We start from the raw sequence: 25,114 nt of genomic DNA on the forward strand, positions 1-25,114 counted from the left end.
CCCTTGGACCTGTGCCCACCAACCGCCCGACCCGGTCCGTCGAGAGGCGGCCGAAGAACGACCCGGCCACCCCCGGGAGGCAAGACCCGCGGCCACACGGCGACCGGGGCGGCCGGGGACGGGCGTACGGCGCCTCGGTCGGCGTGGGGTGGGCGCACGGCGGCCACGACAGCCAGGGCGCGGGCCCCGGCTCGGTCGGCCCCGGGTTGGCGCGTACGGCGACCGGAGCGGCCGAGCTGGGCGTTCGGCGCCTCGGTAGGCCCCAGGAGGCGAGTGGGCGGCGACTCCACCGGCCCCGAAGGGGCGAGCCGGCCGCGGCGCGAGCGCCGAAGGTGCCCTCAGCGCCCCGCCCACCCCGCCTCCGCCTCCGCCTCCACCCCTGCCCCTGCCCCTGCCCCTGCCCCACCACAAAGCCCCGGCGCCGAGAAGCCCCCCGTGGCCTCTCGGTGCCGGGGCCGGTCCCCCGTCTGTGGTGGTTACGCGTCGGCTATTCGGTGGCGATGGCCGTGAGGACGTTCATGCGGCCCGCGCGGAACGCCGGGATCAGTGCCGCGAAGAGGCCCACGAAGGCGGAGCCGATGAAGACGGCGATGATGGTCGGCCAGGGGATTTCGAGGACGTTGAGGCCCTCCAGGGCGAGGAGTTTCTGGGCGGTGGCGCCCCAGCCCATGCCCAGTCCGAGGCCGAGCAGTGCGCCGAAGAGGGCGATGACCACCGACTCCATGCGGATCATGCGTCGCAGCTGGCGTCGGGAGAGGCCGATGGCCCGCATCAGGCCGATCTCCCTCGTCCGCTCGACCACCGAGAGGGCCAGCGTGTTCACCACGCCGAGGACCGCCACGATGATCGCCAGGGCGAGCAGGCCGTAGACCATGTTCAGGAGCTGGCCGATCTGGTCCTTGAGCTCCTGCTTGTAGTCGGTCTGGTCGCGCACCTGGTACTGCGGGTAGTCGTGCAGCGCCTTCTTCAGGGACGCGTACGCCTGCTCCGTCTGGCCGTCCTTCGCCTTGGCGAACATGATCATGTTCGGCGGGATCTGGTCGGCCGGGACGTACTTGCGCATGGTCTCGATGCTGAGGTAGCGCACGCCGGTGTCGATGACGCCGTCGTCGTCCGTGATGGCCGCGACCTTCAGCTTGGCGGTCTTGCCGTGCTTGAAGGCGACGGTGATGGTGTCGCCGACGTGCACACCGTGCTTCTTGGCGTAGTCCGAGCCGACCGACATGGCGTCCTTGCCGTAGGCGGCCGAGAGGGTGCCGGCCGTGGTGACGCGGCGCAGGTCCTCGGCGTACGTCGGGTCGGCGGCGGTCACTCCTTCGTCGTCCGTCTTGCCGTCGGGTGAGGTCAGCGTGGCTTCCAGGTCCTTGTAGCGGGTGACGTGGACCAGGTGGGGGCTCTCCTGCATGGCCTTCTCGGCCTGCGGGACGATCCGCTGGTTGCCCTGGACGATGAAGTCCGCGCCGACCGACTTGTCGAGCTCGCTGGTGGCCGAGGCGACCATCGAGGAGCCGACGACCGACAGGCAGGCCACCAGGGCCAGGCCGATCATCAGGGCGGCCCCGGTGGCTCCGGTACGGCGCGGGTTGCGCAGGGCGTTGCGTTCGGCCATGCGTCCCACCGGGCCGAAGCCCCGCAGCAGCACGGCGCTGATCACCCGGACGACTCCGCCGGCCAGCAGCGGGCCGATGACGACGAAGCCGATCAGAGTCAGGACCACGCCCGCGCCGAGCATCAGGGAGCCGTCGCTCGCCTTGTCGGCGGTGGCGGCCGTGTAGAGGGCGAGGACGCCCGCACCGGTCAGGACGAGCCCGATCAGGCCGCGGACCAGTCCGGCCCGGCCGTCGGCGGGTGTGCCGGCGTCGCGGAGTGCGGCCATCGGGGAGATCTTCCCGGCCCGGCGGGCCGGCAGGTAGGCGGCGAGGACGGTGACGATGACGCCGAGCACGACACCCGCGAGCGGGGTGGTCCACTTCACGGTCAGGTCGTCGGTGGACAGGTTCATGCCGGCGGCCGACATGAGCTTCATCAGGCCGATGGCGATGCCGACGCCGGCTCCGACGCCGAGGAGGGATCCCACGACGCCGAGGAAGGTCGCCTCGACCAGCACGGACCGGTTGACCTGGCCGCGGGAGGAGCCGACGGCCCGCATCAGGCCGATCTCCCGGGTCCGCTGGGCGACCAGCATCGAGAACGTGTTGATGATCAGGAAGATGCCGACCAGGAACGCGATTCCGGCGAAGCCGAGCATGGCGTACTTGATGACGCCCATGAAGGAGTCGATGCCCTTGCGGTTCTCGTCGGCGTTCTCCTTGGCCGTCTGGATCTTGTACGAGCCGTCCAGGGCCTGGGCCACGTTCTGCTTGAGCCGGGTGTCGGTGACACCGGCCGCCGCGTTGACGTAGACCTGGGTGAACCGGCCGGTGGCGCCGAGGAGTTCGCGCTGGGCGGTGGCCGTGTCGAAGTAGACGACGGCCGCGCCGGGGTTGGTCACCTTGAAGGTGGCGATGCCCGTGATCTTCGCCGTGAAGTCACCGGCGACGGAGATCGTGCGCAGTTCGTCGCCGAGCTTGAGGTGGTGCTTGTCGGCGGTGTCGGCGTCGACCATCACCTCGGTGGGCCCGCGCGGGGCGTGCCCGGAGGTGATCTCCATCGCCCGCAGGTCGTTCTTCGTCCAGTTGCCGGCGATGGTGGGGGCGCCGCTGCTGGAGCCCATGTTGTCGTTGTCGCTGTTCACGACGGTGACGTTCATCGAACTGACGGCGCCCTCGGCGGACTTGACGCCGTCCGCCTTGGTCACCTGCTGGACCGTGGAGGCCGGGAGGGACTCGGGCTTGCCGTTCTGCGGGGTGTCGTCGCTCTTGGCGGCCTTCGGGGAGACCGTGACGTCGGTCGCGGTCGTCGAGAAGAGCTTGTCGAACGTCGTGTTCATGGTGTCGGTGAACACGAGCGTGCCGCACACGAACGCCACCGACAGCAGGACGGCGACGGCCGACAGGGCCATCCGCCCCTTGTGCGCGAAGAAGTTGCGCATCGAGGTCTTCATGACAGTCATGACGTACGTCCCCGGGCGTCGAAGTCCTTCATGCGGTCCAGGACGGCGTCCGCGGTCGGCTTGTACATCTCGTCGACGATCCGGCCGTCGGCGAGGTACAGGACGCGGTCCGAGTAGGAGGCCGCCACCGGGTCGTGCGTGACGATCACGATGGTCTGGCCGAGGTCGTCGACGGAGCGGCGCAGGAAGCCCAGCACCTCGGCGCCCGCACGGGAGTCCAGGTTTCCGGTGGGCTCGTCACCGAAGATGATCTCGGGGCGCGCGGCGAGGGCGCGGGCCACCGCGACGCGCTGCTGCTGGCCGCCGGAGAGCTGCGTCGGCCGGTGCTTGAGGCGGTCGGCGAGCCCGACCGTCTCGACGACCTGGCTCAGCCAGGCCTTGTCCGGCTTGCGGCCCGCGATGTCCATGGGCAGCGTGATGTTCTCGATCGCGTTCAGCGTCGGCAGCAGGTTGAACGCCTGGAAGATGAACCCGATCCGGTCCCGGCGCAGTTGCGTGAGCTTCTTGTCCTTCAGCCCGGTGATCTCGGTGTCGTCCAGGTAGATCTGCCCGGACGTCACGGTGTCGAGCCCGGCGAGGCAGTGCATCAGGGTGGACTTGCCGGACCCGGAGGGGCCCATGATCGCGGTGAACTGCCCGCGTGCGATGTCCACGTCGACGTGGTCGAGGGCGACGACACGGGTCTCCCCGGACCCGTACGCCTTCACGACCTGCCGCGCTCGCGCGGCAACGGCCGTACGCCCTCCAGTACCCCCGTGCCTGGTGATGGTCACAGCCGATGTCACGGTATGTCTCCTAAGTCGGTCAGCGGGTGGTTCGGGCGATCCAGCCGATACGTCGTGCGAGGTGGTGTGTGCGGGGTGGTACGTCCATGAGTCTGGTCCGCGGAGGGGGTCCGGCGCGCTGGTGCTCAGCGCAGTCTTTCCCTGGGGAAAACCCCACCCCCGGTGGTTCGGTGAACCACCCCCGCGGCCGGCTTCCCGACCGTTCCTCCCCCGCTTCCCAGCGCTTCCCGCCGCTCCCCAACGGCGTAAAGCCAGGTTAAGGACGACCCCCGCCCCCTCTCATCCTCCGGCGGTACGAACCCTCCCCGAGCCGTAGTACGGAGGTACCCCTAGGGGCAGTCCACCGGCAGGTGGAGCCGTTCTCGGGGTTCACTCCACCCTCCGGCCGACTCAGGCTCCACCCTCCCGTCGCGTCAGGGTCAAGTCCGTCCGTGGCCTCAAGGTCAGATCCTGCCGTGATGTACGCGTCAAGGACGTCGGATGGGAAGCTGTCCGACGGCAGATAGATGCAGGGGGAAAGCAAGAGACGAGAGAAGGGAACCCGCGTGGGCGACACGCAACCCGCGGCGATACGGCGGTCCGCGCACCCCGCCGCGCCCGGCCGGCGCGGTGCCGTCGTCGCCGCCTTGATGCTCGCGATGGCGCTGGCGGCCCTCGACTCCACCATCGTCTCCACGGCCGTACCGCAGATCGTCGGCGACCTCGGCGGCTTCTCGGTCTTCTCCTGGCTGTTCTCCGGCTATCTGCTCGCGGTGACCGTCACCCTCCCCGTCTACGGCAAGCTCTCCGACACCTTCGGCCGCAAGCCGGTGCTGATCGCCGGCGCGGCCCTCTTCCTCCTCGGGTCCCTGCTCTGTGCCGTGGCCTGGAACATGGGCGCGCTGATCGCCTTCCGGGTCCTGCAGGGCCTGGGCGGCGGGGCGTTGCAGGGCACGGTCCAGACGCTCGCCGCCGACCTCTACCCGCTCAAGGACCGCCCGAAGATCCAGGCCAAGCTGTCCACGGTCTGGGCGGTGTCCGCGGTCGCGGGCCCCGGTGTCGGCGGCGTGCTGGCGACGTACGCCGACTGGCGCTGGATCTTCCTGGTCAACCTGCCCGTGGGCGCGGTCGCGCTGTGGCTGATCGTCCGGCATCTGCACGAGCCGCAGCGGGACGGCGTACGGGCTGGGCAGGACGGACCTGTGCGGGACGGCGTACGGGCTGGGCGAGGTGGGCCCGACCAGGACGGCGTACGACCTGGGGAGGAGGGAGAGGCCCGCCCGCGCGCGCGGGTCGACTGGGCGGGCGCGCTCGCGGTGTTCGCGTGCGGCGGTGTCCTGCTCACCGCGCTGGTGCAGGGCGGGGTGGCCTGGCCGTGGCTGTCGGCACCCTCGATGGCCCTGTTCGGTACGGGACTCGTCCTCGTGGCGGTGGTGGTGCTGGTGGAGCGCCGGGCGGCGGAGCCGATCATCCCCGGGTGGGTGTGGCGACGCCGCACGATCGCCGCGGTCAACCTGGCCCTCGGCGCGCTGGGCCTGCTGATGGTGGCGCCGACGGTCTTCCTGCCGACGTACGCGCAGTCGGTGCTCGGCCTGACCCCCGTGGCTGCCGGATTCGTGCTCTCCGTATGGACACTGAGCTGGCCGGTGTCGGCGGCGCTCAGCCAGCACGTCTACCGGCGGATCGGCTTCCGCAACACCGCGATGCTCGGCATCGGGGCGGCGGCGCTGATCCTGTTCGCGTTCCCGTTCCTGCCGTATCCGGGCGAGGCCTGGCAGCCGGCGCTTCTGATGCTGCTGCTCGGCGCCGCGCTGGGCCTGTTCCAGCTCCCGCTCATCATCGGCGTCCAGTCGACCGTCGACTGGGCGGAACGCGGCACCGCCACGGCCTCCGTCCTGTTCTGCCGCCAGACCGGCCAGACCATCGGCGCGGCCGTCTTCGGCGCGATCGCCAACGGGGTGCTGGCGAGTCGGCTGGGCGGCGCGAGCGACCTCGACTCCGTGACCCGTGCCCTGGACGCGGGCACCGCCCCCGACGCGACCCGGCACGCCATCGCGGACGCGGTGCACGCGGTGTACCTGGGGGCGGCGGGCGCGGCGGCGGTGGCGTTCGTGGTGTTGCTGGTGCTGGCACCGCGACGGTTCCCGGTGCTCAAGGAGCAGTGACGGGGGCAGGTCGGCGGGGTCAGGTCGGGCTTGGCGGGGTCGGGCTTGGCCGGGTGGGCTTGGCGGGGTCGGGCTTGGCCGGGTGGGCTTGGCGGGGTCGGGCTTGCCACGCGCCAGGCTCGGCGGGGGTCAGGTCTGCCGCGCGTCGGCGATCCGGTCCAGTTCGCGCATCGCCTCGGCGTGAGCGCTCATCCGACGGCTCAGACTGCCGGTCGTGAACATCGCGACCCCGACGACCGACACCGGCACGGAGAGCCCGAGCACGGCGAGCGCCTCGGGCCAGTCCCGCTCGTCCTCACACCAATCACCGCGCTGCACCCCCTCATTGGCGGTCCCCCACTCCGTGAACAACCGCGACTCGCACTCCTCGGGGTACTGGTCGTCGGGCTTCCTGTCGACCTCGTACGGCGTGAGCACCAGCACCGCGCACCACGTCCACAGGAGCCCCGCCAGGGCGAGCAGTCCGATGCCCCAGGCGCGGATGCGACCGGCCCGGTCGCGGAAGTCGAGGTCGTATTCACGTGAGCGCATGACGGACCAACCTAACGGCCGGACCGGGCCCGCGAGGAATCCGGATGCTCCAGCGCACGGCCGCCCCTATCCTCCCCACCATGGTCAAGTTGGAACGCCTGCGCCCCGACCACGCGACCGCGCTCCTGGCTTTCGAGCGCGCGAACCGCGTGTACTTCACCCGCACCATTTCGGACCGCGGCGACGCGTACTTCACCGAATTCGCCGCCCGCCACGAGGCGTTGCTCGCCGAACAGGACGCCGGTATCTGCCACTTCCACGTGATCCTGGACGAGGACGGCCAACTGATCGGCCGCGTCAACCTCGTCGACGTCACGGCCGACGGCTCGGCCGAACTGGGCTACCGGGTGGGCGAGTCGGCCGCGGGGCGGGGTGTGGCGACGGCGGCGGTGGCGGCGGTCCGCCGACTGGCGGCGACGGAGTACGGGTTGACCTCTCTCACCGCGGTCACCACGCTCGACAACCTGGCGTCGAGAACGGTCCTTGAGCGGAACGGCTTCACGGTCGTGCGGGAGACCACGGTGGGGGGTCGTCCCGCGGTCGCGTACCGCCGCTCGGGAGCGTGACATGCCGCTGAAAAATCAGAGTTAACGCGGGTAACACCCCAGGTCAGTCCAGTAAGCGCATACCGACCAATCAGTTTGCAGAAACCCTCGCGCTCCATGGCTACCAACGAGTAGCGTGCGTGACTCCGCCCCCCACCCCCAACTCCCTGCGGTCCGGACCGCACCGGACCGGAGCCACGCAAGGAGCCCCGGGATGTCCTACGACCCCCCGCAGCACGGCAACTCTCCGCACCGTCACTCCCCATACGGCCACTCTCCGCACGACTTCTCCCCGCCGTACTCCACCCACCCCTGGCAACCCGCGTCCGCCGCTCCGGCCCTCGCCCCGCCCGAACCCACCGGAGCGCGCCACCACCACCGGCATCGGCCCGCCCTCGGGCACCACAGTGATCTGCGGATCCTGCGCAGCGCCTACCGGTGGCAGCGGCGGACGGCCACGTTCGCCGCGCTCGGGTACTTCACCCTCTTCCTCGTCCTGTCGGCGGTCGCACCGGGCTTCATGTCGAGGGAGGTCGCCGCCGGGCTGCCGACCGGACTCCTGCTCGCGCTGGCCCAACTGCCCGTCACCTGGCTGGCGGTCGGGCTGTACGAGCACACGGCCCGCCGTAACGTCGATCCGATCGCGGACCGCATACGCCGGGAGTCCGAGCTGAACGCCAAGCGGGACGGGCGAGAGGAGGCGGGGCGGCGATGACCGGATTCAGTGATTCCGCGCAGGCGATGTCGCTGGTGGCGTTCTCCACGGTCGCCACCATCACGCTCCTCCTCTGCGTGATGACCGGCCCGGACCGGGACGACCTCGACGAGTTCTACACCGGGTACAGCTCCCTGTCCCCGATGCGCAACGGCCTCGCCATCGCCGGCGACTACATCTCCGCCGCGACCGTCCTCGGCACGGGCGGCGTGATCGCCCTGTGCGGGTACGACGGGGTCGTCCTCGCCCTCAGTACGGCACTGTCGCTGATGCTGCTGATGTTCCTGCTGGCCGAACCGCTGCGCAACGCGGGCCGGTTCACCATGGGCGACGCGCTGGCGCGGCGGATGCCGGGGCGGAGCGTCCGGATCGCCGCGTGTGCCGTGACGATCGCCGCGCTGCTGCCGCTGATGCTCGTGCAGCTGGCCGGGACGGGCCAACTCCTCGCGTTCATCCTGGGCTTCTCCGGCGCCTCGCTGAAGACGGGCTGCATCATCGGCCTGGGCGCGATGATGATCAGCTACGCGGCGATCGGCGGTATGAAGGGCACCGCCCTCATCCAGATCATGAAGATCGTGATGCTGCTCGGGTCGGGCGCGGTCGTCGCCGTACTGATCATGAACAGGTTCGACTGGGATCCGGGTGCGCTGTTCGGCGCGGCGGCGGAGCAGAGCGGTGTCGGGTCCGCGTTCCTCCAGTCGGGACTGCAGTTCGCGGGCGGGCCCAACCCCCGCCTGGACATGATCACCGCGCAGCTCACGGTGGTCATCGGCGGCGCCTGCCTCCCCCACGTCACCATGCGTATGTACACCGCCTCCAGCGCCCGTCAGGTCCGGCGTTCGATGTCCTGGGCAGTGTCGTCGGTGGTGCTGTTCGTGCTGGTCATCACGGTCGTCGGGTTCGGCGCGACGGCGCTGATCGGCCGGGCGGTGATCGCCCAGGAGGACCCGCAGGGCAACACGGCGTATCTGCTGGCGTCGAGGGCCGCGTTCGGCGCCGAGGTCTCCACGGCCGAGACGCTGCTCTTCACCACCGTCACCACGGCGATCTTCCTCACCCTGCTGGCGTCCGTCGCCGGCATGATCCTCGCCTGCGCCAACTCCCTGGCGCACGACGTGTTCGCGGCCCGCGTCCAGGAGATGTCCGAGCGCCGCGAGATGATGCTGGCCCGGCTGTCGGCCCTGGCGGTCGGTGTCGTGGCGATCGTGCTGGCCACGCTCGTCCAGCACCGCAGCCTGCAGCCCCTGGTGACCCTGTCGTTCTGCCTGGGCGCCTCGGCCATCGCTCCCGCCCTCGTCTACAGCCTCTTCTGGCGCCGCTACACCCGAACCGGCCTGCTCAGCACCCTCATCGGCGGCTCCCTGGTCGTCCTGCTCCTGATGCCGGGCACCAACCTCGTCTCCGGCTCCCCCGCCTCCGCCTTCCCCGAAGCCGACTTCAACTGGTTCCCGTTCACGACGACAGGCCTGGTCTCGGTCCCGGCGGGCTTCCTCTTCGGCTGGCTCGGCACGGTGATGTCCGGACGGGACAAGTCGGAGGAACAGCGGCGGCAGTACGAGGCGGTGGAGGGGTGGATTCTGGCGGGGGCTGTACGGAAGGGGAGTTGACGGGACGGGTGAGGCGAGTCGTCAGTCTCGGGACCTCTTCAGGGCCTCGACGAAGGTGACGAAGGCTCCGGCGGAGACAGTGACGGTCGCCCTGGCCGGGGCCTTTGAGTCACGCACGGCTATGCGAGTGGGGGAGTTCGCGATCTCCACGCAGTCGTTGCCCTCACCCCCACCGGAGAAGGACGACTTCTGCCACTGGGTGGGGGTGGTCATGCTGGTCCTCACAGATCCTTGGCCAACTGGTGGATGAGATCACGCGACTGGGCCGGGGGAAGTGCCCCTTCCTTCACTTTACGGAAGAGCGTTCGAAAGTGCTCCAGCTGCGCTTCGGAGTCGAGGAAGGCGGTGCCGTGCGGAGCATCCCGTACGACGGTGTCGAGACGGGGGACCGCTCCGCCGAGGTACACCATCGTGCTGCCCGCTCCGGCGAAGTCGTCCAGGGAGAAGGGGATGACCCTGACGGTCACGTGGTCCGCGTCCGACATCTCCAGGATGCGCGTCAGTTGAGCTCGGGTCGCGGCGCGTCCGGCCACCTTGATGCGGAGCGCCGCCTCGTGGATCACGGTCTCGTACGGGATCGGGTCGGGGCCCTCGACCATGACCTTCCGTTTCATCCTGTGAGCCACGCGCAGTTCGACCTCGCCGGGTGGGAACTCCGGGTTCATGTAGGCGAAAAGGCCTTGCGCGTACTCCTGCGTCTGGAGAAGCCCCGGCACGTGGATGACCGCCACGTCATGCCGGAACGTCGCGTGGTGATCCAGCTCGGCGAGGTCCAGGTAAGCGGCGGGCAGGATGCCGCGGTACTCCTCCCACCACCCCCGAGTGCGGTCGGTCGCCATGACCACCAGGGCATCGATCAGCTCGTCTTCCGCACAGGCGTAGTTGGCGGCGAGGCGTCGTAGCCGCTTCTCACTCACGCCGGCGAGGGCGGCCTCGATCTGGCTGATCTGCGCGGCACTCACTCCGAGCAGCGCCGCCGCCTCCCGGGAGGCGAGACCGGCCGCGTCCCGGAGTCGACGCAACTCGACCGCCAGGCGCATCTGACGTGCTGTTGGTTCACGCCTCAAGGCCATCGTCCGCTCCTCCCAACGCTCCTGCGAGCGCGACTCGTTCGGAGTCAGATTACGCGAGCGGCTTGCAAAACCTAAATCGCTAGACCTACCGTCGGTGACGCGACGCACACGCTGCGGCAACACCGGGACACCGGAAGCGCACCGCCCCGTCCTGCCATGACGGCCGCGACACTGCCACCGCCCGCCCGACACAACTCCCCATCACCCGAACGGAGTTCACCCATGCCCGAAAACGAACGCGCACCCTGGGAGTACTGCCTCTACCTCCCCAACGACCTCCGGGCGGTCACCGTCAGCCGCCGCACCCTCCGCCTCATCCTGACCATGCACGGACTGATCGGCCTGGTCGACGTCGCCGAGCTGCTCGCCGCGGAGCTGGTCTCCAACGCCGTACGCCACACCAAGGGGCCCGCCGCCCTGCGCGTGTCCTGGTCGACCGGTGTCCTGCGGATCGGCGCCTGGGACGCGGACCCCGAACCACCCGAACCCCCAAGGCCGTTGGACCAGGACACCGAACTGGAGGACGGACGGGGACTGGCACTGGTCAGGGCCTGCGCCGACCTGTGGGGGTGGCATCCACTGTCCAGACACGGGAACCGGGGGAAGTTCGTGTGGTGCGAGCTGACCGCGGCTTGAACCCTTTGGTCTCTCGTGGCGGACGAAACCGGAGGATCCAAGAACTGGACCTCCGGTCAGCCAGACTGCTCCGACAACAGAACAGTCAGCCGTCTCCCCTGCGCCAGGTCTTGGTCGGCCGACCTTCCTCGTCCCATTCCCGGGTGGAGAGCAACGCCCCGTCGCTCTCGGAGAACGTCCGCTCGGAGGCGAGAACACCGTTCGGGTGCCACTTCTTCGCGACCCCGACAGCGCGTCCTTCGCGTACCGTCGCTTCCGACTCAAGCGTGCCGTCCTTGTACCACTCCCAGCCCGGACCGTCCGGTAGGCCATCGACGTAGGTTTCCAGGCTGACACGAGCACCACCCAGAAATTCCTCGACCTCACCTGTGAACGGTCGACCTCGGTACAACAACCGCTGCGCCAGGTCCATGTCGACCCCTGGGTCGTCGATATTGATTCGCGCTGCCTCGGCCATTAGGGAATCCAGTTGTCGTCAGTCGGCTCACCGGCGAACCTGCCGTGAAGGCTGTCCACCCCGTCCAGCATAAGGTCGCAGTTGGCGCAGAACGCCGCCGGGCGGCCTGGCAACTCGGTCCTCATATGGTCGAAATAGGGGAATTCCATCGCGGCGCGGAGTTCGGTCAGCGCCTCCGGCCCGTCAGAAAGCCCGAGCTTTCTCCGCTCCCAGAGAAGGTTGTTCACCGCCTTTACCTCTGCATGCCTGAGTGGCTGGTCGGGGGCAGGCGTGGGGTCAGGAAGGTTCTCGTACCTGTCGGCAATTGTCGGGTGGATGTTGTCGATCAGATCCTCAGGCTTCCCGTTGACCGCCTCGACCACTCTTCCCGTCCGCAGGTCCATGACCTGGCCGATGCAGGGGCCCACCTTCCTTCTCGACAACGTGCCGAGTTCCTTGGCTTCCCTGAACGCGGCGCCGCGCTGGAAGGAGAGGTCTTTGAGGAAGTGCTCGAAGTTACGCCCGTCCACATGAGTGATCAGGCCGTCCGCATTTCGCTGCACTCGACTCTCAGGTATCTGCCCCAGAACGTTCTCGCCCTGGCTGGGGGGCGGTAGCGGCTCGTCCCCGAACTGAATGGGTTCCGCGTCCCGCCGGGCGGCATCGTCCACAGCCGAGCCTCTGGGGTCACGCACGTCCCGGTCGGCATGAGGCTCACCGTGCGGCTCGTGGACATGCGACGGACTCTGATCGCCAGAATGGCCAGCACCGTGGTCACCGCTACGGGCGTGGCCGTCAGGGCCGTTGTTGCTCTCACTGTGGTTACCCACACCGGATCCGTCATGGCCGCCGACCGTATGGCCGTGCTGCTCGCCACCGACCCCGTCGCCGTAACTGCCCGCCCGGCCCCCAGGGGGCCCGTGGTCGGCGGTCGGGCCGGTGCCGTGATCGTCTGCTCGACCGCCAGGGAGGCGGTCTGCCGTACCTCCGGGGGGTTGGTCGGCCGTGCTTCCACTCGGTACGTGGTCACCTGCAGAACCGTCTGCCACACCGTCGCTCCCGGAGTGGACTGCTGGGCTGATGGGAGCGTCGTCGCCGACGCGGCCGGCGTCCCCGAGGTCGTCCACGCTGTCGCCGAGGCGGATGTGCTGCCCGGCCTGGTCGGCGGTGTGCGCGCCTGCGCCGACGAGGGCGGGTTCCTTCGCAGGGGAAGGCGTGTGCGGGGTGTCGGCACCGGTGGCGGGAGCACCGGAGGCCGGCCCGTCGACCACGTCGGCGGGTGCGTTGTCGACGGTGTCGATGACGTTGCCGTGCCGGTCGAGGAGGTTGCCCTCGCTGTCCAGGTACTGGGCCGGCGAGCCCTCCACGCCCGGCAGCCTCGTCGTACCCGCCGGCAACACCGCAGTATCGAAGGGAAGCTGGACAGTGCCGTCAGCCAGCCGGGTCGCACCGTCCGGGACGGCCGCGCCCTCGGGCAGCCGTACCGTGCCGTCCGGGAGCCGCAGCGAGCCCTCCGGGAGAGTGATCGCGCTACCGGGGAGAGCCGTGCCATCGAACGCACCGAGGCCCTTCAGGCCCTTGGTGATATCCCCGATCTTCGACAGGCCCGCACCCGCACCCTTGGCGATATAGGTCATCGGGTCGATGAAATGAGCCGTCTTGCCGGCCACCGACAGGACCCTGGCAGCCGCACCCGCCTTCCCCGCACCCGACACCGCCCCACCCGCACCACCGGTGAAGACCGTCGTCAGCACATTGAAGGTGACCGCCCCCGCCGCCCGCGCAGGATTCCTGCCCCACTCGTCCCACGCCAGCAGCGCCTTACCCGTCTCCTTCATCGCCGTACGCGACTCCCGCAGCCAGGCAGGCGCCTTGTCATCCGGCAACCCCCAGAACACCACCTGCGCACCCGGCATCAAACTCACCGTCAGCCCGCCCGCAAGCAGAGCCAGCCCCTTCCACGCCTGCCCCATCGCCTCCCAGCCGCCGAAGCCGACCAGGGTGCCCAGACCCTTGATGGTCCCCCAGACACCATCCACGACCAGGCCGTCCCACACGAACGACTTCACCCAGTGGCCGACCTCGTACCAACGGTGCTTCTCCTCCACCGGGTCACCCCAGGGAAGCTTCGCGTTCTTCATGTCGTCCGCGTTGAAGCCGTACTGGTCCGCCCGCTCGGAACCGTCTCCGGCCACCATCTGGGTGCCGCCCCAGATCGCGGTGATCTTGTTGTGGCAGGTGCGTTCCGCCGCCCAGAACGCCGCCACCGTCGCGGTGATCTCGTCCCGGATCCGGTTGTGCTTGCCGACCTTGCCCTCGTCGTACTCCCACTCGTCGTCGTCCCTGACCGACGACACGAACGAGGCGGCATCCACCTTCAACTGCTTCAGCTTGCCCACCAGGGGACGGATTTCGGTGGCGTACGTCGACAGCGCCCCGGACACCGTCTCCAGATCGTCCCCGAACGTGTCCGCGCGGTCCCTGACCGGCTTCGTCGTCGCGAAGAGCTTCTCCGCCTCCGGAGCCGTGTAGTACGCCGACAGACCCTGGAACTGCGAATCGACAGCCTCACCCGTCCTGCGGACACGCCCCGCGTCCCCCTTCAGATCCGCGCAATCCGTCTCCAGCCGGTCCAGATCACCCGTGAACTGCGGTATCTCCCCCGGATCGAGCACCCCGCCCCACACCCCCGCCACTCCCACCCACCACCGACTCGATCATCTGTATCAATCGGCCGGTTGCAGCCGCAACGCGGATCCGGTCAAAGTTCGCCGCCCCGAGGACATCGCACCGCCTACTCCGCCTACTCCGTAGCCGCCCGCCCCGTGAGCGCCGCCAGGCTGTTCCGTACGTGGTCCATCTGGGACTGGACGTCGTCCCAGGTCTCGCCGTGTTCGCGGAGGACCCGTTCCGTGTCGCGGGCGATGCGGTCCTCCCGGGCCCGTGCCTCCGCGACCAGTTCGGCCGATCGCACCCGGGCCTCCTCCTCCATCCGCCGTGCCGAGTGCTCCGAGTCGGCGAAGGCCTGCTGCGCCTCGGACAGCGCGGCCTCGGCCAGCGCGATCCGTTCGGCGTTCCGGGCGTCCAGTGCGGCGGCCCGTTGTTCGGCCTCCGTGTCGGCCTCGGCCCAGCGCCCGGCGTGCTCCTTGGTCTGTTCGGCGAGGATGCCGGTGGTGCGTTCGCGGACCTCGCGCAGGGCCGCCAGGGCCTCACCACGGCCCTCCTTCACCTCGCGCCGGGCGCCGATGCGCAGTTCGTCGGCCTCGGCGCGGGCGGCGAGCAGACGGTCCCGGGCACGTTCTTCGGCCTCGGCGCGTACGGCGTCGGCGTGCGCCTGCGCGGTCTCGCGTACGCCGTCCGCGCCCGCCCGCGCCTCCTCCACCAGGCGATGCGCCTCCTGCCCGGCGCCCTCCCGTACGGCGTCGCCCTCCTCGCGGCCCAGCTCGAAGAGGCGTCGGGCGCGCTCCCCGAGCGTGTCGTACGTCTGCGGGGCGAGCGTCTCCACGATCTCCCGCAGCCGTGCCGCGTCCGCCTCCATCTCCCTGGCCAGCACGGTGAGACGAGCGGCGCGCTCCCAGGCGGCGTCGCGGTGCCGCGAGAGGGCTCCGGCGTACGCGTCGACCTGGTCGGGGCGATAGCCGCGCCCCCGTACGGCCATGAATCCTGGTGACGGAACCGACGCGCCGCTCATCCGTGAACCCCTCTCCGCCGAACAGAACAAGATGCATGCGAAATGATGATTTCGCATGCATCTTGATGTATCGGACGGAAGTGTTCATAACGCGACACTCCGCACGCCGGTTACGGGCGGCGCACGCCCTCAGTGATCGAGGGTCACAGCAGTCCGTCCCACATCTGCTCCAGCAGCACCGACCACCAGCTCTCCGGCGAACCGAGCGCCGCCGGGTCGAGCGCGGCCAGCTGGGCCTGGAAGTCGACGGTCCAGCGGCCCGCCTGCTCCTGGTTCAGCCCGAACCTGAGCCGCCACATCCGGCCGAGCAGCGCCAGGCAGCGCTGCAGCTCGGGCAGTCCCGTATTCACGAACTGCGGCGGTACGGACGCACCGCCCGGCCCCGCCTCCACGGGCACGGCCACGATGTTCGCCGTGCCGTACTGCACACAGATCGCCCGGCCGAAGTCGGTGCCCATCACCAGGTAGGAGCCCGCGTCCGGGGCGGCCTGCACCCCGCGCTCGGCCGCCAGCTCGGCCAGCGTCGGCACCGGCCGGCCCGGCTGGGCCTGCGCCCAGAAGAAGGGGCCCATGTCCAGCGGCAGCCCCGCCACCACCAGCGAGTGCGCCACGACCGGCGGCACCCCCTGCCGGGACACGGCGGCCTGCTCGAACCGGAAGACGCCCGGCCCGAACGCCCCGGCCAGCTCCTGCGCCACGCCCTCCGGCGGAATCGGCGGCGTGGGCGGCACCTGCGACAACGGCGCCCGGACCGGGGCCGGCCGGGCGGGACCGTCGGCGACCTGGTGCAACTCGCCCTGGTGCTCGATGAGTTGCTGCATGCCCTGCTGTCGGCTCGCGTGGTCCGTGCCGTACGGCGCGATGCTCGTGATCCGTGCCTGCGGCCACTGCTCCCGGATCATCCGCGCGCAGTACGCGCCCGGCAGCTCGCACGACTCCAACTCCGTGTGCAGCTCCAGCACCTGGTTCGACGGCACGTTCATCCCGCGCAGCTCGTGGAAGATCTGCCACTCCGGGTGCGGTGTCCCCGGCGCCGAACGCCGGATCAGCTGCTGCTCGGAGCCGTCCGGCGCACGGTAGCGGAGTACGGCCTGATAGCCGGGTCCGACCGTCGGCTGGCCCTGCTGCTGCGGATACCCGTACGACGGCGCCTGCCCGGGCCCGGGCTGCCCGGGGGGCGGCATCGCGCCGTGCGGCATGCCCCCGGGCGGAGGCATCGCCCCGGGCGGCATCTGCTGCGGAGCACCGGGGGGAGCACCGGGAGCCGCGCCGGGAGGCATTCCGGGGGCACCCGGGAAGCCGGGCATACCGGGCGCCTGCGGTGGCGGGGGCGCGCCGGGTCCACCCATCGGGGGCCCGCCCACCGGAGGTCCGGCCAGCATGGTCTCCGCATGGTGCACGGCACCGCCCCGACCGCCTGCAGAACCACCCGGAGCACCAGGCGGGTTCGGAGCACCGGGCGGGTTCGGCGCACCAGGCGCCTGCGGCGCACCCGGGGTACCGGGCGGCTTCGGCGCACCCGGCGGGTTCGGCGCACCGGGTGGCTGCGGCCCGCCCGGACCGGCGCCCATCCGTCCCGGGTCGGCCAGCATCGTCGCGGCGTGGTGGACTCCGCCCGGAGGCGTACCGCCGGGCGGGCCCGGGGGTGTCGGCGCACCGGGACCCTGCGGGGTGCCGGATCCGGCACCGGGCCCCTCGGGGCCGAGCGCCGACACCATCTGCGTCGGCACGTACCCGCCGGCCGGCGGGGGCGGCGTACCGCCCGGACGCGCACCCGGCGTTCCCGGAGCGCCCGGCGGAGGCGGCGGGTTGGACCCGGCGCGACGCGGCGGAGGCGCCGCCTTGCTGGTCGCGGCGTCGGCGATGTCCCGGGCGTCCGGCGCCTGCGACGGCCCGCCCGGCGCACCGGCGGCCCCCTGCGGATAGCCGTACGACGGAGGCGGCGGCGACGGTGATGCCGACGAAGGCGACGGCATCGCACCCGGCGCGGGAGCACCGGGAGGCGGCGTGCCCGGAGGTGGCGTACCCGGCGCACCCGCACCCTGCGGATAGCCGTACGTCGACGGCTGCGGAGGCGTACCACCCTGGCCAGGGTGACCGCTCTGGCCGCTCTGGCCACCCGGCGCGCCCGGTCCGCCCCGTCCACCCGGCGTGTTCGGATCGTCGAGTGCCGGCGCGACCGCCGTGCGCGGAAGCCCGCTGCCGCCCGAGATCAGCGCCGTCTTGGCGTCCGGCGGCGCGGTGGGCGGCACGTTCTCGTCCTCGGTACCGCTCAGCGGCGGCGAGAACACCGTCGCGGGCAGCGGAACGGAACGGTCCTCGCCGGGATCCGCGTTGGTGTCGGTCCCGGCCCAGGGCGTGGCCCCGACGGGCACGGCGGGCGCACCCGGCGCCCCGGCCTGCGTCTCGGGAAGGGAAGCCCCGCCCGCGGACGCCCCACCGGAACCGGAGGCACCGGAGGTGCCCGGACCCGCGCTCGCCCCCGCCCCCCGACGGTCCGGAATCCCCAGCTTGTCCGCCGCCTCCTGCAACCACTCGGGCGGGCTCAGCAGGAACGACGTCTGGTTGAGGTCGACGCGGGCCGCGGGCGCCGGTACCGCGTCGGCCACGGCGTCCTGACGGCCGTACTCCTCCTCGTAGCGGCGGATCACCTCGCCCACGGGCAGCGCGGGCCACAGCGTGGCCTCCCCGCTGTCCCGGGCGATGACCAGCCGCTGACCGCCGCCGTCCGAACGCGGCCCGTCCGCGCGGTCCTCGGGCCAGACCACGAACCCGAGGTCGAACTCCCGTACCCGCACCTCACGGTGCTGGTACGAGGGCACGTCGCCGTTGATCCACTCCTCGGCGCGCTCCTGCGCCTGTGCGAAGGTCACCATCGCGTTGCTCACTCCCCCACGGCCGGGACGGGGACGGGACGGGCGAACCCGCCGTCCACCATCAGGTTCGCCACGGTCTCCAGCTCCGGCGGGTTGCCCGCGAGCCGCGACAGGAACGCGTCGAAGTCGTCGCCGCACGGCAGCAGCAGCCGCGCCACGCGGTCCGCCGGCGCCCATGCCGGATCGACGTCACGCGCGTCGTCGTACGCGCAGAACCACACCGAGCCGATCCCTTCGCCCTTCACCTTCACGGCCAGCAGACCGCCCTGAACGAACCCGACACCCAGGTAGTCCTTGGTCAGGTGGTCGCGCAGGCACTTGTTGACGTACACGAGGTCGTTGACCGCCGCCTCGTCCCGGACGGTGAAGAACGGCTGGTCGACCAGCAGGCCCAGCTCGGCGTCCAGGGCGGCGCCCACCGGCGCGGATCCGCCCGCCGCCTTCAGGAACGACCGGTACGCGCCCGGCAGCCGGTACCCGAGGTCCTCCTCGACGCCCAGCACCTGCGACTCGGTCACCGCGACGCCCGACTTGGGCAGGCCGAAGTGCGCGGGACGCGTCTCCTGGAGGGGGCGTGTGCCCCGCTTGTCGTGGTCCACCGCCGCCGTCGCGATGCCGCCGTGATGCCGCAGCAGCGCCTTCACGTCGACCGGGACCAGTTCGAGGCGGCGGGAGCCCGCGGCGTGATGCCAGGTCCAGCCGTGCGGGGTGGCCACCGCGGGCACGGTGGCCCACAGCTCGTGCCCCGAGGCCGCCAGCGCCGCGTTCGCCGACACGTAGTCCGTCAGGCGCAGCTCGTCGACGCCGAAGCCCTCCGGGGGGTCGGCGATCTCCGCGGCCGCGCGCGCGTAGGGCGTGAGGACGGGGTAGCCGTTCTCGTCCATCCGCACCCCTCTGGGGTAGCGGGCCGCACGCACCGGATCCGGGAAATGCACGACCTGCCCGGCGTACGCCGCGTTCGGCGGCGCGGGGTGTCCTCCGGCCTGGCGGCCGGGAGGTGCCCCCAGCCCGAGCCGACCTGTCGTCATGGCGGTTGCCCCCTGCGGCACTCTGGTACGGCTCGCGGCGACCACGTTCGGTCACTACGCCCCGTATCGACTGTCTCGTCCGTCTCCACGCACTGACCGCGTGGATCGCGGTGCCGACAGCCTATGCGGTACGGCGAGAGCGGTCACCGGGCACCGGTCAGCACCCCTCCGCTTCGGTGACCTGCCGTCACCCTCTCGTGACAGCCCGCCCAAACCCGGGCGTGTCGTACCGCCCCAGCTTCCGCACCAGCCACGCCATTTGGCAGTCTGTGTCAGCCGGGGGGATGCTCGGGAGGGGATGACGATCATGAACGCGACACAGGCAGGACCACACCCGGGGCCACGACCGGGCACGTCCGGCGATTCCCGGGCCGCCCGTCAGGCGGGTCCGCACGGGGGCTCTCCCACCGGTCCGTCCGGTGATCCCCGGATCGGCTGGAGCAGTACCGAGACGCCGCGCACCCCCACCCTGCGCCACCGCCGTGACGGCATACTCCCGACCGTCGCCGCCGCCCTCTCCGTGCGGGGTGCCACCCTCACCGGCACCGCCGCCCGCGGCGACCAGCCACCCGCCCTGCACCCGCTGGTCCAGGAGTTCCTCGACACACTCCCCAGCGCCGGGCGGGACCGTTTCACGGGCCGCTGCGCCGAGACCATACTGATCTCCCGCCACCTCGCCGCCGTCGACGAGGCCCGCAGCAAACGCGCCGCGCGCAGACCGATGACCAACGGAGAGGCGCGCAAGGCCCTCAAGCAGGCCAAGCTCACCGCCCGCCGGATCCGCGAGGACGGCGATCCCCTGCACGGCAGCTTCGCCGCCCCGTGCCGCGCCTGCGCCGCCCTCAGCGCCCACTTCGGCGTCCGTGTCGTCGACCCCACGACGACCGACGACTGAGTCCTGTCGGCACCCGCCACGTACCTCTCCACGACACCGGCCCGCGCCCAGAGACGACCCTGCCGATCCCGCCGCCCCTTCCATGCCTTCCGACCCTTCCGCCCCCGCCGCCCCTCCGCTCCCGACGACGCCGACGAACCAAGGGCAGATGCACCAGGACCGCACCTCCACCACCCGCTTCCCCGTAGCCGTCGACGCCGCGCTGCGCGCCGCCGGCTGGCAACCCGGGCGCTGGGACATAAAGCAGGCCGAGATCTGGGCCGACGCCCTGCGCGAGCACGCCTCACCGGCCGGACACCGGCACGCCGTCTTCCCCGCCGCCGTCGAGGCCTGGGCGGAGTTCGGCGGCCTCCACATCTCCCCCGCCGGACCCGGCCGGCGGCTCGCCCCGGCCGATCTGCACCTCGACCCGCTGCACGGCCTGCACATGGCCCGCACGCTCGGCGACCTCGGCCGCGCCCTGGACACCGAGGTCTGCCCACTGGGTACCGAGACCGACACACGGGCCATCCTCGCCATCGACTCCGAAGGCCGGATCTACGCCCTCGACCACACCGGCGACTGGTACCTCGGCCCCGATCTCGACCAGGCCCTCGCCGCCCTCGTCTCCGGCATCGAACCGCCCCGCCTGACGGCGGGTTGAGCCGCCGCGACCCCCCGCCCGGGCGGCGTCGCCGACGAGACCGAAGGCGGGGCCGCGGCGGCGCGACCGGCGTCGCTACGACGCCGGAATCACCGCGGACACCCGGAAGCCGCCCGCGTCCGTCGGCCCCGACACGAACACCCCGCCCAGCGCGACGACCCGCTCCCGCATGCCCACCAGCCCGTTGCCGCCGGACGGCAGCCGGGCCGAGGAGTCCGAGGGCAGTTCCGGCGGCGGCTCGTTCTCCACCTGCATCGCGATCTCCGACACCCGGTGCGCGAGCCGTACGTAGGTCTTCGCCCCGGCCGCGTGCTTGTGGACGTTGGTCAGCGCCTCCTGCACCACCCGGAACGCCGTCTGCTCGATCTCCGCCACGTAGGTCCGCGTGTCCCCCTCCACCGAGAGGTCGACCACCATCCCCGCCGCCGCCGACTGCCCCACCAGCACGTCCAGATCCGACAGACACGGCCCCTCGGCCGCGGCCTCGTCGTCGGCGACCCTGGAGGCCGCGGCGGCCGCGGCGGCGCCGACCGCGGCCAGCGGCACCCCTTCCCGCCGCACGGCCGTCCCGGCGGTGCCGGTCCGCAGCACCCCGAGCATCTCCCGCAGTTCGGTCAGCGCCTGCCGGCCCATGTCCCCGACGAGCGCGGCGTTCTTGACCGCCTTCTCCGGATCCTTGCGGGCCACGGCCTGCAGGGCGGCGGCGTGGACGACCATCAGGCTCACCCGATGGGCCACGACGTCGTGCATCTCCCGGGCGATCCGGGTCCGTTCCTCGTTGCGTGCCCACTCCGCGCGTTCCTCGGCCCGCTCGGCCAGCAGCTGGAGTTCCCGCTCCAGGCTGTCCGCGCGCTCCCGCAGGCTCTCCATCAGCCGCCGCCGCGCCCCCACGTACAGGCCGAGCAGCAACGGCGGCGCGGTCAGCCCCAACGACGTGGTGATCGCCGCGAACGGGACGAACCAGTCCCCGAGGGTCAGGTCGCCCCGGGACATGTCCTGGCGCACCCGCACGAACGTCACGATCAGCGTGCCCACCAGCTGCATCCCCGCCAGCGAGCCGATGATCCGGCGCGGCAGTTCGGACGCGGCCAGCGTGTACAGGCCGACGATGCCCATCAGGAAGCCCATCTGGGCGGGTGTGATCGCGATCGACACCAGCACCACGGCGATCGGCCACCGGCGCCGCAGCACCAGCACCGCGCCGGCCAGCAGCCCGAACACCACTCCCGCGCCGATCGGGATCCCCGCGTCCTGCGCGAACGGGATCCCCTCCACCGCACACTCCACCGCGGACGCCACGGCCAGACTCATGTCCAGTACCGCGCCGCGCCACCTGGTCCACCACCACGGCCCTCCCCAGGCCGTCGCGTGGTCTTCCCCCGTCGTGGTCATGCCTCCAGCCTACGGGCGCCGGGTGCCCCTTTTCCGGTGAGTTTCCGCGACTGGCCTACACCACACTGCGTGACCGCGCGACAACGAAACCGCCACCTCACCACCGCCCCGGAGGAGTAAGACCGTCGCATCGAGGCCACTCGGTACGGCATAGTGTTGGGGGCCGTCCCGGAGATCCAACCGATTGTCCGGTTCGGCCGAGTGTGATCCCCCGTGGTGTAATTGGCAGCACTGTGGCTTTTGGTGCCATCTGTCCGGGTTCGAGTCCTGGCGGGGGAGCAACGCGTCGATACGGGCCCTGACCAGTGACAGCACTGTCAGGGCCCACTCTCATGTCTCTCACGAAACGCCCCGGTATCCTGCGGATGTCCGACCCTCCCCCTCCACAGCCGAAGGGCAACTCCGTGAGCGCCATTCGCCCGGCAGCCGTCGTCGTTCTCGCAGCGGGTGAGGGCACCCGTATGAAGTCGGCCACACCCAAGGTTCTGCACGAGATCTGTGGCCGGCCCCTGGTGGGCCATGTGCTGGCCGCCGCGCGCGAGTTGCAGCCCGAGAACCTCGTCGTCGTCGTGGGCCACGCCCGCGAGAAGGTCACCGCGCACCTCGCGGAGACCGACACCGCGGTGCGTACGGCGGTGCAGGCCCAGCAGAACGGCACCGGGCACGCCGTCCGGATGGGCCTTGAGGAGTTGGGCGGGCCGGTCGACGGCACCGTCGTCGTCGTGTGCGGCGACACCCCGCTGCTCACCGGCGCGACGCTGCGCCAACTCGCCGCCACCCACTCCTCCGACGGCAACGCGGTCACCGTGCTGACCGCCGAGGTCCCGGACGCCACCGGCTACGGCCGCATCGTGCGCGACGGCGCCTCCGGTGCCGTCACCGCGATCGTCGAGCACAAGGACGCGAGCGAGTCGCAGCGGGTCATCCGGGAGATCAACTCCGGGGTGTTCGCCTTCGACGGGCAGCTGCTCGCCGACGCGCTCGGCAAGGTCCGCACCGACAACTCGCAGGGCGAGGAGTACCTCACCGACGTCCTCGGGATCCTGCGCGAGGCGGGGCACCGGGTCGGCGCCTGCGTCGCCGGGGACCACCGCGAGATCGCGGGCATCAACAACCGGGTGCAGCTCTCCGAGGCCCGGCGGATCCTCAACGACCGTCTGCTGACCGGCGCGATGCTGGCCGGCGTGACCGTGATCGATCCGGCCACCACCTGGATCGACGTCACCGTCACGTTCGAGCAGGACGCGATCGTCCACCCCGGCACCCAGCTGCACGGCACCACGCACCTCGGCGAGGGCGCCGAGGTCGGCCCGGGCAGCCGCCTCACGAACACCCTGGTGGGCGCCGGGGCGCGGGTCGACAACACCGTCGCCGACGGCGCGGAGGTCGGTCCGGGGGCGACCGTGGGGCCGTACGCCTATCTGCGGCCCGGCACGCGCCTGGGCCCCAAGTCCAAGGTGGGCACGTACGTCGAGACGAAGAACGCCTCCGTCGGCGAGGGCACCAAGATCCCGCACCTGTCCTACGTGGGGGACGCCACCATCGGCGAGTTCACCAACATCGGTGCCGCCAGCGTCTTCGTGAACTACGACGGCGAAGCCAAGCACCACACCACCGTGGGGTCGCACTGCAAGACGGGTTCCGACAACATGTTTGTGGCACCCGTCACGGTCGGGGACGGCGCGTACACCGCCGCCGGGTCCGTGATCACCAAGGACGTGCCGCCCGGTTCGCTGGCCGTGGCCCGGGGCCAGCAGCGGAATATCGAGGGTTGGGTGGCCCGCAAGCGTCCGGGGAGCGCGGCGGCCAAGGCCGCCGAGGCCGCCTCCCGGGAGGGCGACAGCGAAGGCTGACCGGAAACGGGTGCGTCAAACACGGCGTACCGTGATAAGTGCTCACCCAGTTGATGAACCTCTGAGGAGACAGTGCTGTGACCGGGATCAAGACGACCGGCGAGAAGAAGATGATGTTCTTCTCCGGCCGCGCCCACCCCGAGCTTGCCGAGGAGGTCGCCCAGCAGCTGGGTGTCGGGGTCGTACCGACGAAGGCCTTCGACTTCGCCAACGGCGAGATCTACGTGCGCTACCAGGAGTCCGCTCGCGGCGCGGACTGCTTCGTGATCCAGAGCCACACGGCTCCGATCAACCAGTGGATCATGGAGCAGCTGATCATGATCGACGCGCTGAAGCGCGCGTCGGCCCGCTCCATCACCGTCATCGTGCCGTTCTACGGTTACGCGCGCCAGGACAAGAAGCACCGCGGGCGTGAACCGATCTCGGCGCGTCTGATCGCGGACCTCATGAAGACGGCCGGTGCCCACCGCATCCTGACCGTCGACCTGCACACGGACCAGATCCAGGGCTTCTTCGACGGCCCGGTCGACCATCTCTTCGCCCTTCCGCTGCTCGCGGACTACGTGGGCAAGAAGGTCGACAAGAACAAGCTGACGGTCGTCTCCCCGGACGCCGGCCGCGTGCGGGTCGCCGACCGCTGGTGCGACCGGCTCGGCGCGCCGCTCGCCATCGTGCACAAGCGGCGCGACAAGGACGTGGCGAACCAGGTGACCGTCCACGAGGTCGTGGGTGAGGTCAAGGGCCGCGTGTGCGTGCTCGTCGACGACATGATCGACACCGGTGGCACCATCTGCGCCGCCGCGGACGCCCTGTTCGCGCACGGCGCCGAGGACGTCATCGTCACCGCGACGCACGGCGTGCTCTCCGGCCCCGCCGCGGACCGGCTGAAGAACTCCCGGGTGAGCGAGTTCGTGTTCACGGACACCCTGCCGACGCCGGGTGAACTGGGCGCCGACCTGGACAAGATCACGGTGCTGTCGATCGCGCCGACGATCGCGAGCGCGGTCCGCGAGGTCTTCGAGGACGGCTCGGTGACGAGCCTCTTCGACGAGCAGTAGACCCCGCTCCCCTGATCGGTTCGTAGATCGATTTCTGGTACGGCCTCCCCGCCCCGTAAGCTGTCACAGTTGCTCGGCGAGGGAGGCCGTACCGCGTTGTCCAGCGGTTACGGCGGTCCGTTATCGACGCGCTCTTCGTAGCAGGCCGATGTTC

Annotated in this window: 20 protein-coding genes and 1 tRNA gene; 10 read left to right on the plus strand and 11 right to left on the minus strand. The window is 71.0% G+C overall.

Translation table 11 applies throughout. The annotated features are described in order from the left end of the window. Positions 1 to 487: 487 nt before the first annotated feature. Both ACZ5VD_RS18705 and ACZ5VD_RS18710 read right to left on the minus strand, forming a co-directional pair. The gene (locus tag ACZ5VD_RS18705) at positions 488 to 3,052 is read right to left on the minus strand and encodes an ABC transporter permease (RefSeq protein ID WP_468548888.1); all 2,565 of its coding nucleotides are present in this window, start codon (positions 3,050 to 3,052) and stop codon (positions 488 to 490) included. Beyond that, positions 3,049 to 3,837 (minus strand): ABC transporter ATP-binding protein, encoded by a 789-nt coding sequence (locus tag ACZ5VD_RS18710; protein ID WP_468548889.1) that lies wholly within the window; start codon positions 3,835 to 3,837, stop codon positions 3,049 to 3,051. Before ACZ5VD_RS18710 ends, ACZ5VD_RS18705 begins: the two co-directional genes overlap by 4 nt. A 545-nt stretch (positions 3,838 to 4,382) precedes the next feature. Between ACZ5VD_RS18710 and ACZ5VD_RS18715 the strand changes: the two genes are divergently transcribed. Continuing rightward, complete coding sequence (locus ACZ5VD_RS18715; RefSeq protein ID WP_468682739.1) at positions 4,383 to 5,981, plus strand: MFS transporter; 1,599 nt, start codon at positions 4,383 to 4,385, stop codon at positions 5,979 to 5,981. Positions 5,982 to 6,110: 129 nt separating this feature from the next. Here the strand turns inward: ACZ5VD_RS18715 and ACZ5VD_RS18720 are convergent, their stop codons facing one another. Further along, positions 6,111 to 6,512 (minus strand): hypothetical protein, encoded by a 402-nt coding sequence (locus tag ACZ5VD_RS18720; RefSeq protein WP_468548891.1) that lies wholly within the window; start codon positions 6,510 to 6,512, stop codon positions 6,111 to 6,113. An 80-nt stretch (positions 6,513 to 6,592) separates the two neighbouring features. On the opposite strand from ACZ5VD_RS18720, the gene ACZ5VD_RS18725 reads away from it, so the two are divergent. From ACZ5VD_RS18725 to ACZ5VD_RS18735, 3 genes are all read left to right on the plus strand, one after another. Further along, positions 6,593 to 7,078: a GNAT family N-acetyltransferase gene (locus tag ACZ5VD_RS18725; protein WP_468682740.1), complete on the plus strand. Its 486-nt coding sequence runs from the start codon at positions 6,593 to 6,595 to the stop codon at positions 7,076 to 7,078. 193 nt (positions 7,079 to 7,271) lie between these two features. Further along, complete coding sequence (locus ACZ5VD_RS18730) at positions 7,272 to 7,772, plus strand: DUF485 domain-containing protein (RefSeq protein ID WP_468682741.1); 501 nt, start codon at positions 7,272 to 7,274, stop codon at positions 7,770 to 7,772. Further along, the gene (locus ACZ5VD_RS18735; protein WP_468548894.1) at positions 7,769 to 9,379 is read left to right on the plus strand and encodes a sodium/solute symporter; all 1,611 of its coding nucleotides are present in this window, start codon (positions 7,769 to 7,771) and stop codon (positions 9,377 to 9,379) included. The genes ACZ5VD_RS18730 and ACZ5VD_RS18735 overlap by 4 nt, the downstream gene beginning before the upstream one ends. Positions 9,380 to 9,400: 21 nt before the next feature. On the opposite strand, the gene ACZ5VD_RS18740 is transcribed toward ACZ5VD_RS18735, so the two are convergent. Together ACZ5VD_RS18740 and ACZ5VD_RS18745 are read right to left on the minus strand one after the other, a co-directional pair. After that, the gene (locus tag ACZ5VD_RS18740; RefSeq protein ID WP_468682742.1) at positions 9,401 to 9,592 is read right to left on the minus strand and encodes a DUF397 domain-containing protein; all 192 of its coding nucleotides are present in this window, start codon (positions 9,590 to 9,592) and stop codon (positions 9,401 to 9,403) included. 8 nt (positions 9,593 to 9,600) lie between these two features. Next, positions 9,601 to 10,452: a helix-turn-helix domain-containing protein gene (locus ACZ5VD_RS18745; RefSeq protein ID WP_468548896.1), complete on the minus strand. Its 852-nt coding sequence runs from the start codon at positions 10,450 to 10,452 to the stop codon at positions 9,601 to 9,603. Positions 10,453 to 10,674: 222 nt separating this feature from the next. Between ACZ5VD_RS18745 and ACZ5VD_RS18750 the strand changes: the two genes are divergently transcribed. Continuing rightward, positions 10,675 to 11,088, plus strand: coding sequence for an ATP-binding protein (locus ACZ5VD_RS18750; protein ID WP_468548897.1), 414 nt, complete (start codon positions 10,675 to 10,677; stop codon positions 11,086 to 11,088). An 85-nt stretch (positions 11,089 to 11,173) separates the two neighbouring features. On the opposite strand, the gene ACZ5VD_RS18755 is transcribed toward ACZ5VD_RS18750, so the two are convergent. The 5 genes from ACZ5VD_RS18755 to ACZ5VD_RS18775 all read right to left on the minus strand — a co-directional run bounded on the left by ACZ5VD_RS18755 (position 11,174) and on the right by ACZ5VD_RS18775 (position 19,119). Next, complete coding sequence (locus ACZ5VD_RS18755; protein ID WP_468682743.1) at positions 11,174 to 11,545, minus strand: toxin-antitoxin system YwqK family antitoxin; 372 nt, start codon at positions 11,543 to 11,545, stop codon at positions 11,174 to 11,176. Beyond that, on the minus strand, positions 11,545 to 13,923 hold the full coding sequence (locus tag ACZ5VD_RS18760) for a YwqJ-related putative deaminase (RefSeq protein ID WP_468682744.1): 2,379 nt from the start codon (positions 13,921 to 13,923) through the stop codon (positions 11,545 to 11,547). The genes ACZ5VD_RS18755 and ACZ5VD_RS18760 overlap by 1 nt, the downstream gene beginning before the upstream one ends. Positions 13,924 to 14,327: 404 nt before the next feature. Further along, the gene (locus ACZ5VD_RS18765) at positions 14,328 to 15,215 is read right to left on the minus strand and encodes a cellulose-binding protein (protein WP_468682745.1); all 888 of its coding nucleotides are present in this window, start codon (positions 15,213 to 15,215) and stop codon (positions 14,328 to 14,330) included. A 143-nt stretch (positions 15,216 to 15,358) separates the two neighbouring features. Continuing rightward, positions 15,359 to 18,091, minus strand: coding sequence for an SUKH-4 family immunity protein (locus ACZ5VD_RS18770; RefSeq protein WP_468682746.1), 2,733 nt, complete (start codon positions 18,089 to 18,091; stop codon positions 15,359 to 15,361). A gap of 8 nt (positions 18,092 to 18,099) precedes the next feature. Then, the gene (locus ACZ5VD_RS18775) at positions 18,100 to 19,119 is read right to left on the minus strand and encodes an SMI1/KNR4 family protein (protein ID WP_468548902.1); all 1,020 of its coding nucleotides are present in this window, start codon (positions 19,117 to 19,119) and stop codon (positions 18,100 to 18,102) included. Between the two features lie 307 nt (positions 19,120 to 19,426). Between ACZ5VD_RS18775 and ACZ5VD_RS18780 the strand changes: the two genes are divergently transcribed. Together ACZ5VD_RS18780 and ACZ5VD_RS18785 are read left to right on the plus strand one after the other, a co-directional pair. After that, positions 19,427 to 20,014: a YwqJ-related putative deaminase gene (locus ACZ5VD_RS18780; RefSeq protein WP_468548903.1), complete on the plus strand. Its 588-nt coding sequence runs from the start codon at positions 19,427 to 19,429 to the stop codon at positions 20,012 to 20,014. Between the two features lie 148 nt (positions 20,015 to 20,162). Continuing rightward, the gene (locus ACZ5VD_RS18785) at positions 20,163 to 20,657 is read left to right on the plus strand and encodes an SUKH-3 domain-containing protein (protein ID WP_468548904.1); all 495 of its coding nucleotides are present in this window, start codon (positions 20,163 to 20,165) and stop codon (positions 20,655 to 20,657) included. A gap of 75 nt (positions 20,658 to 20,732) precedes the next feature. Here ACZ5VD_RS18785 and ACZ5VD_RS18790 read toward each other — a convergent pair whose 3' ends face one another. Further along, complete coding sequence (locus ACZ5VD_RS18790; RefSeq protein WP_468548905.1) at positions 20,733 to 22,049, minus strand: sensor histidine kinase; 1,317 nt, start codon at positions 22,047 to 22,049, stop codon at positions 20,733 to 20,735. 207 nt (positions 22,050 to 22,256) lie between these two features. On the opposite strand from ACZ5VD_RS18790, the gene ACZ5VD_RS18795 reads away from it, so the two are divergent. The 3 genes from ACZ5VD_RS18795 (at position 22,257) to ACZ5VD_RS18805 (ending at position 24,960) form a co-directional block, all read left to right on the plus strand. Then, positions 22,257 to 22,328, plus strand: a tRNA-Gln gene (locus ACZ5VD_RS18795). Positions 22,329 to 22,453: 125 nt separating this feature from the next. Next, the gene (gene glmU, locus ACZ5VD_RS18800) at positions 22,454 to 23,902 is read left to right on the plus strand and encodes a bifunctional UDP-N-acetylglucosamine diphosphorylase/glucosamine-1-phosphate N-acetyltransferase GlmU (protein ID WP_468548906.1); all 1,449 of its coding nucleotides are present in this window, start codon (positions 22,454 to 22,456) and stop codon (positions 23,900 to 23,902) included. A gap of 77 nt (positions 23,903 to 23,979) precedes the next feature. Further along, positions 23,980 to 24,960, plus strand: coding sequence for a ribose-phosphate diphosphokinase (locus ACZ5VD_RS18805; RefSeq protein WP_468548907.1), 981 nt, complete (start codon positions 23,980 to 23,982; stop codon positions 24,958 to 24,960). The last annotated feature ends 154 nt before the right edge of the window (positions 24,961 to 25,114 follow it).

The organism is Streptomyces sp. NPDC032822 (genome assembly GCF_055578825.1).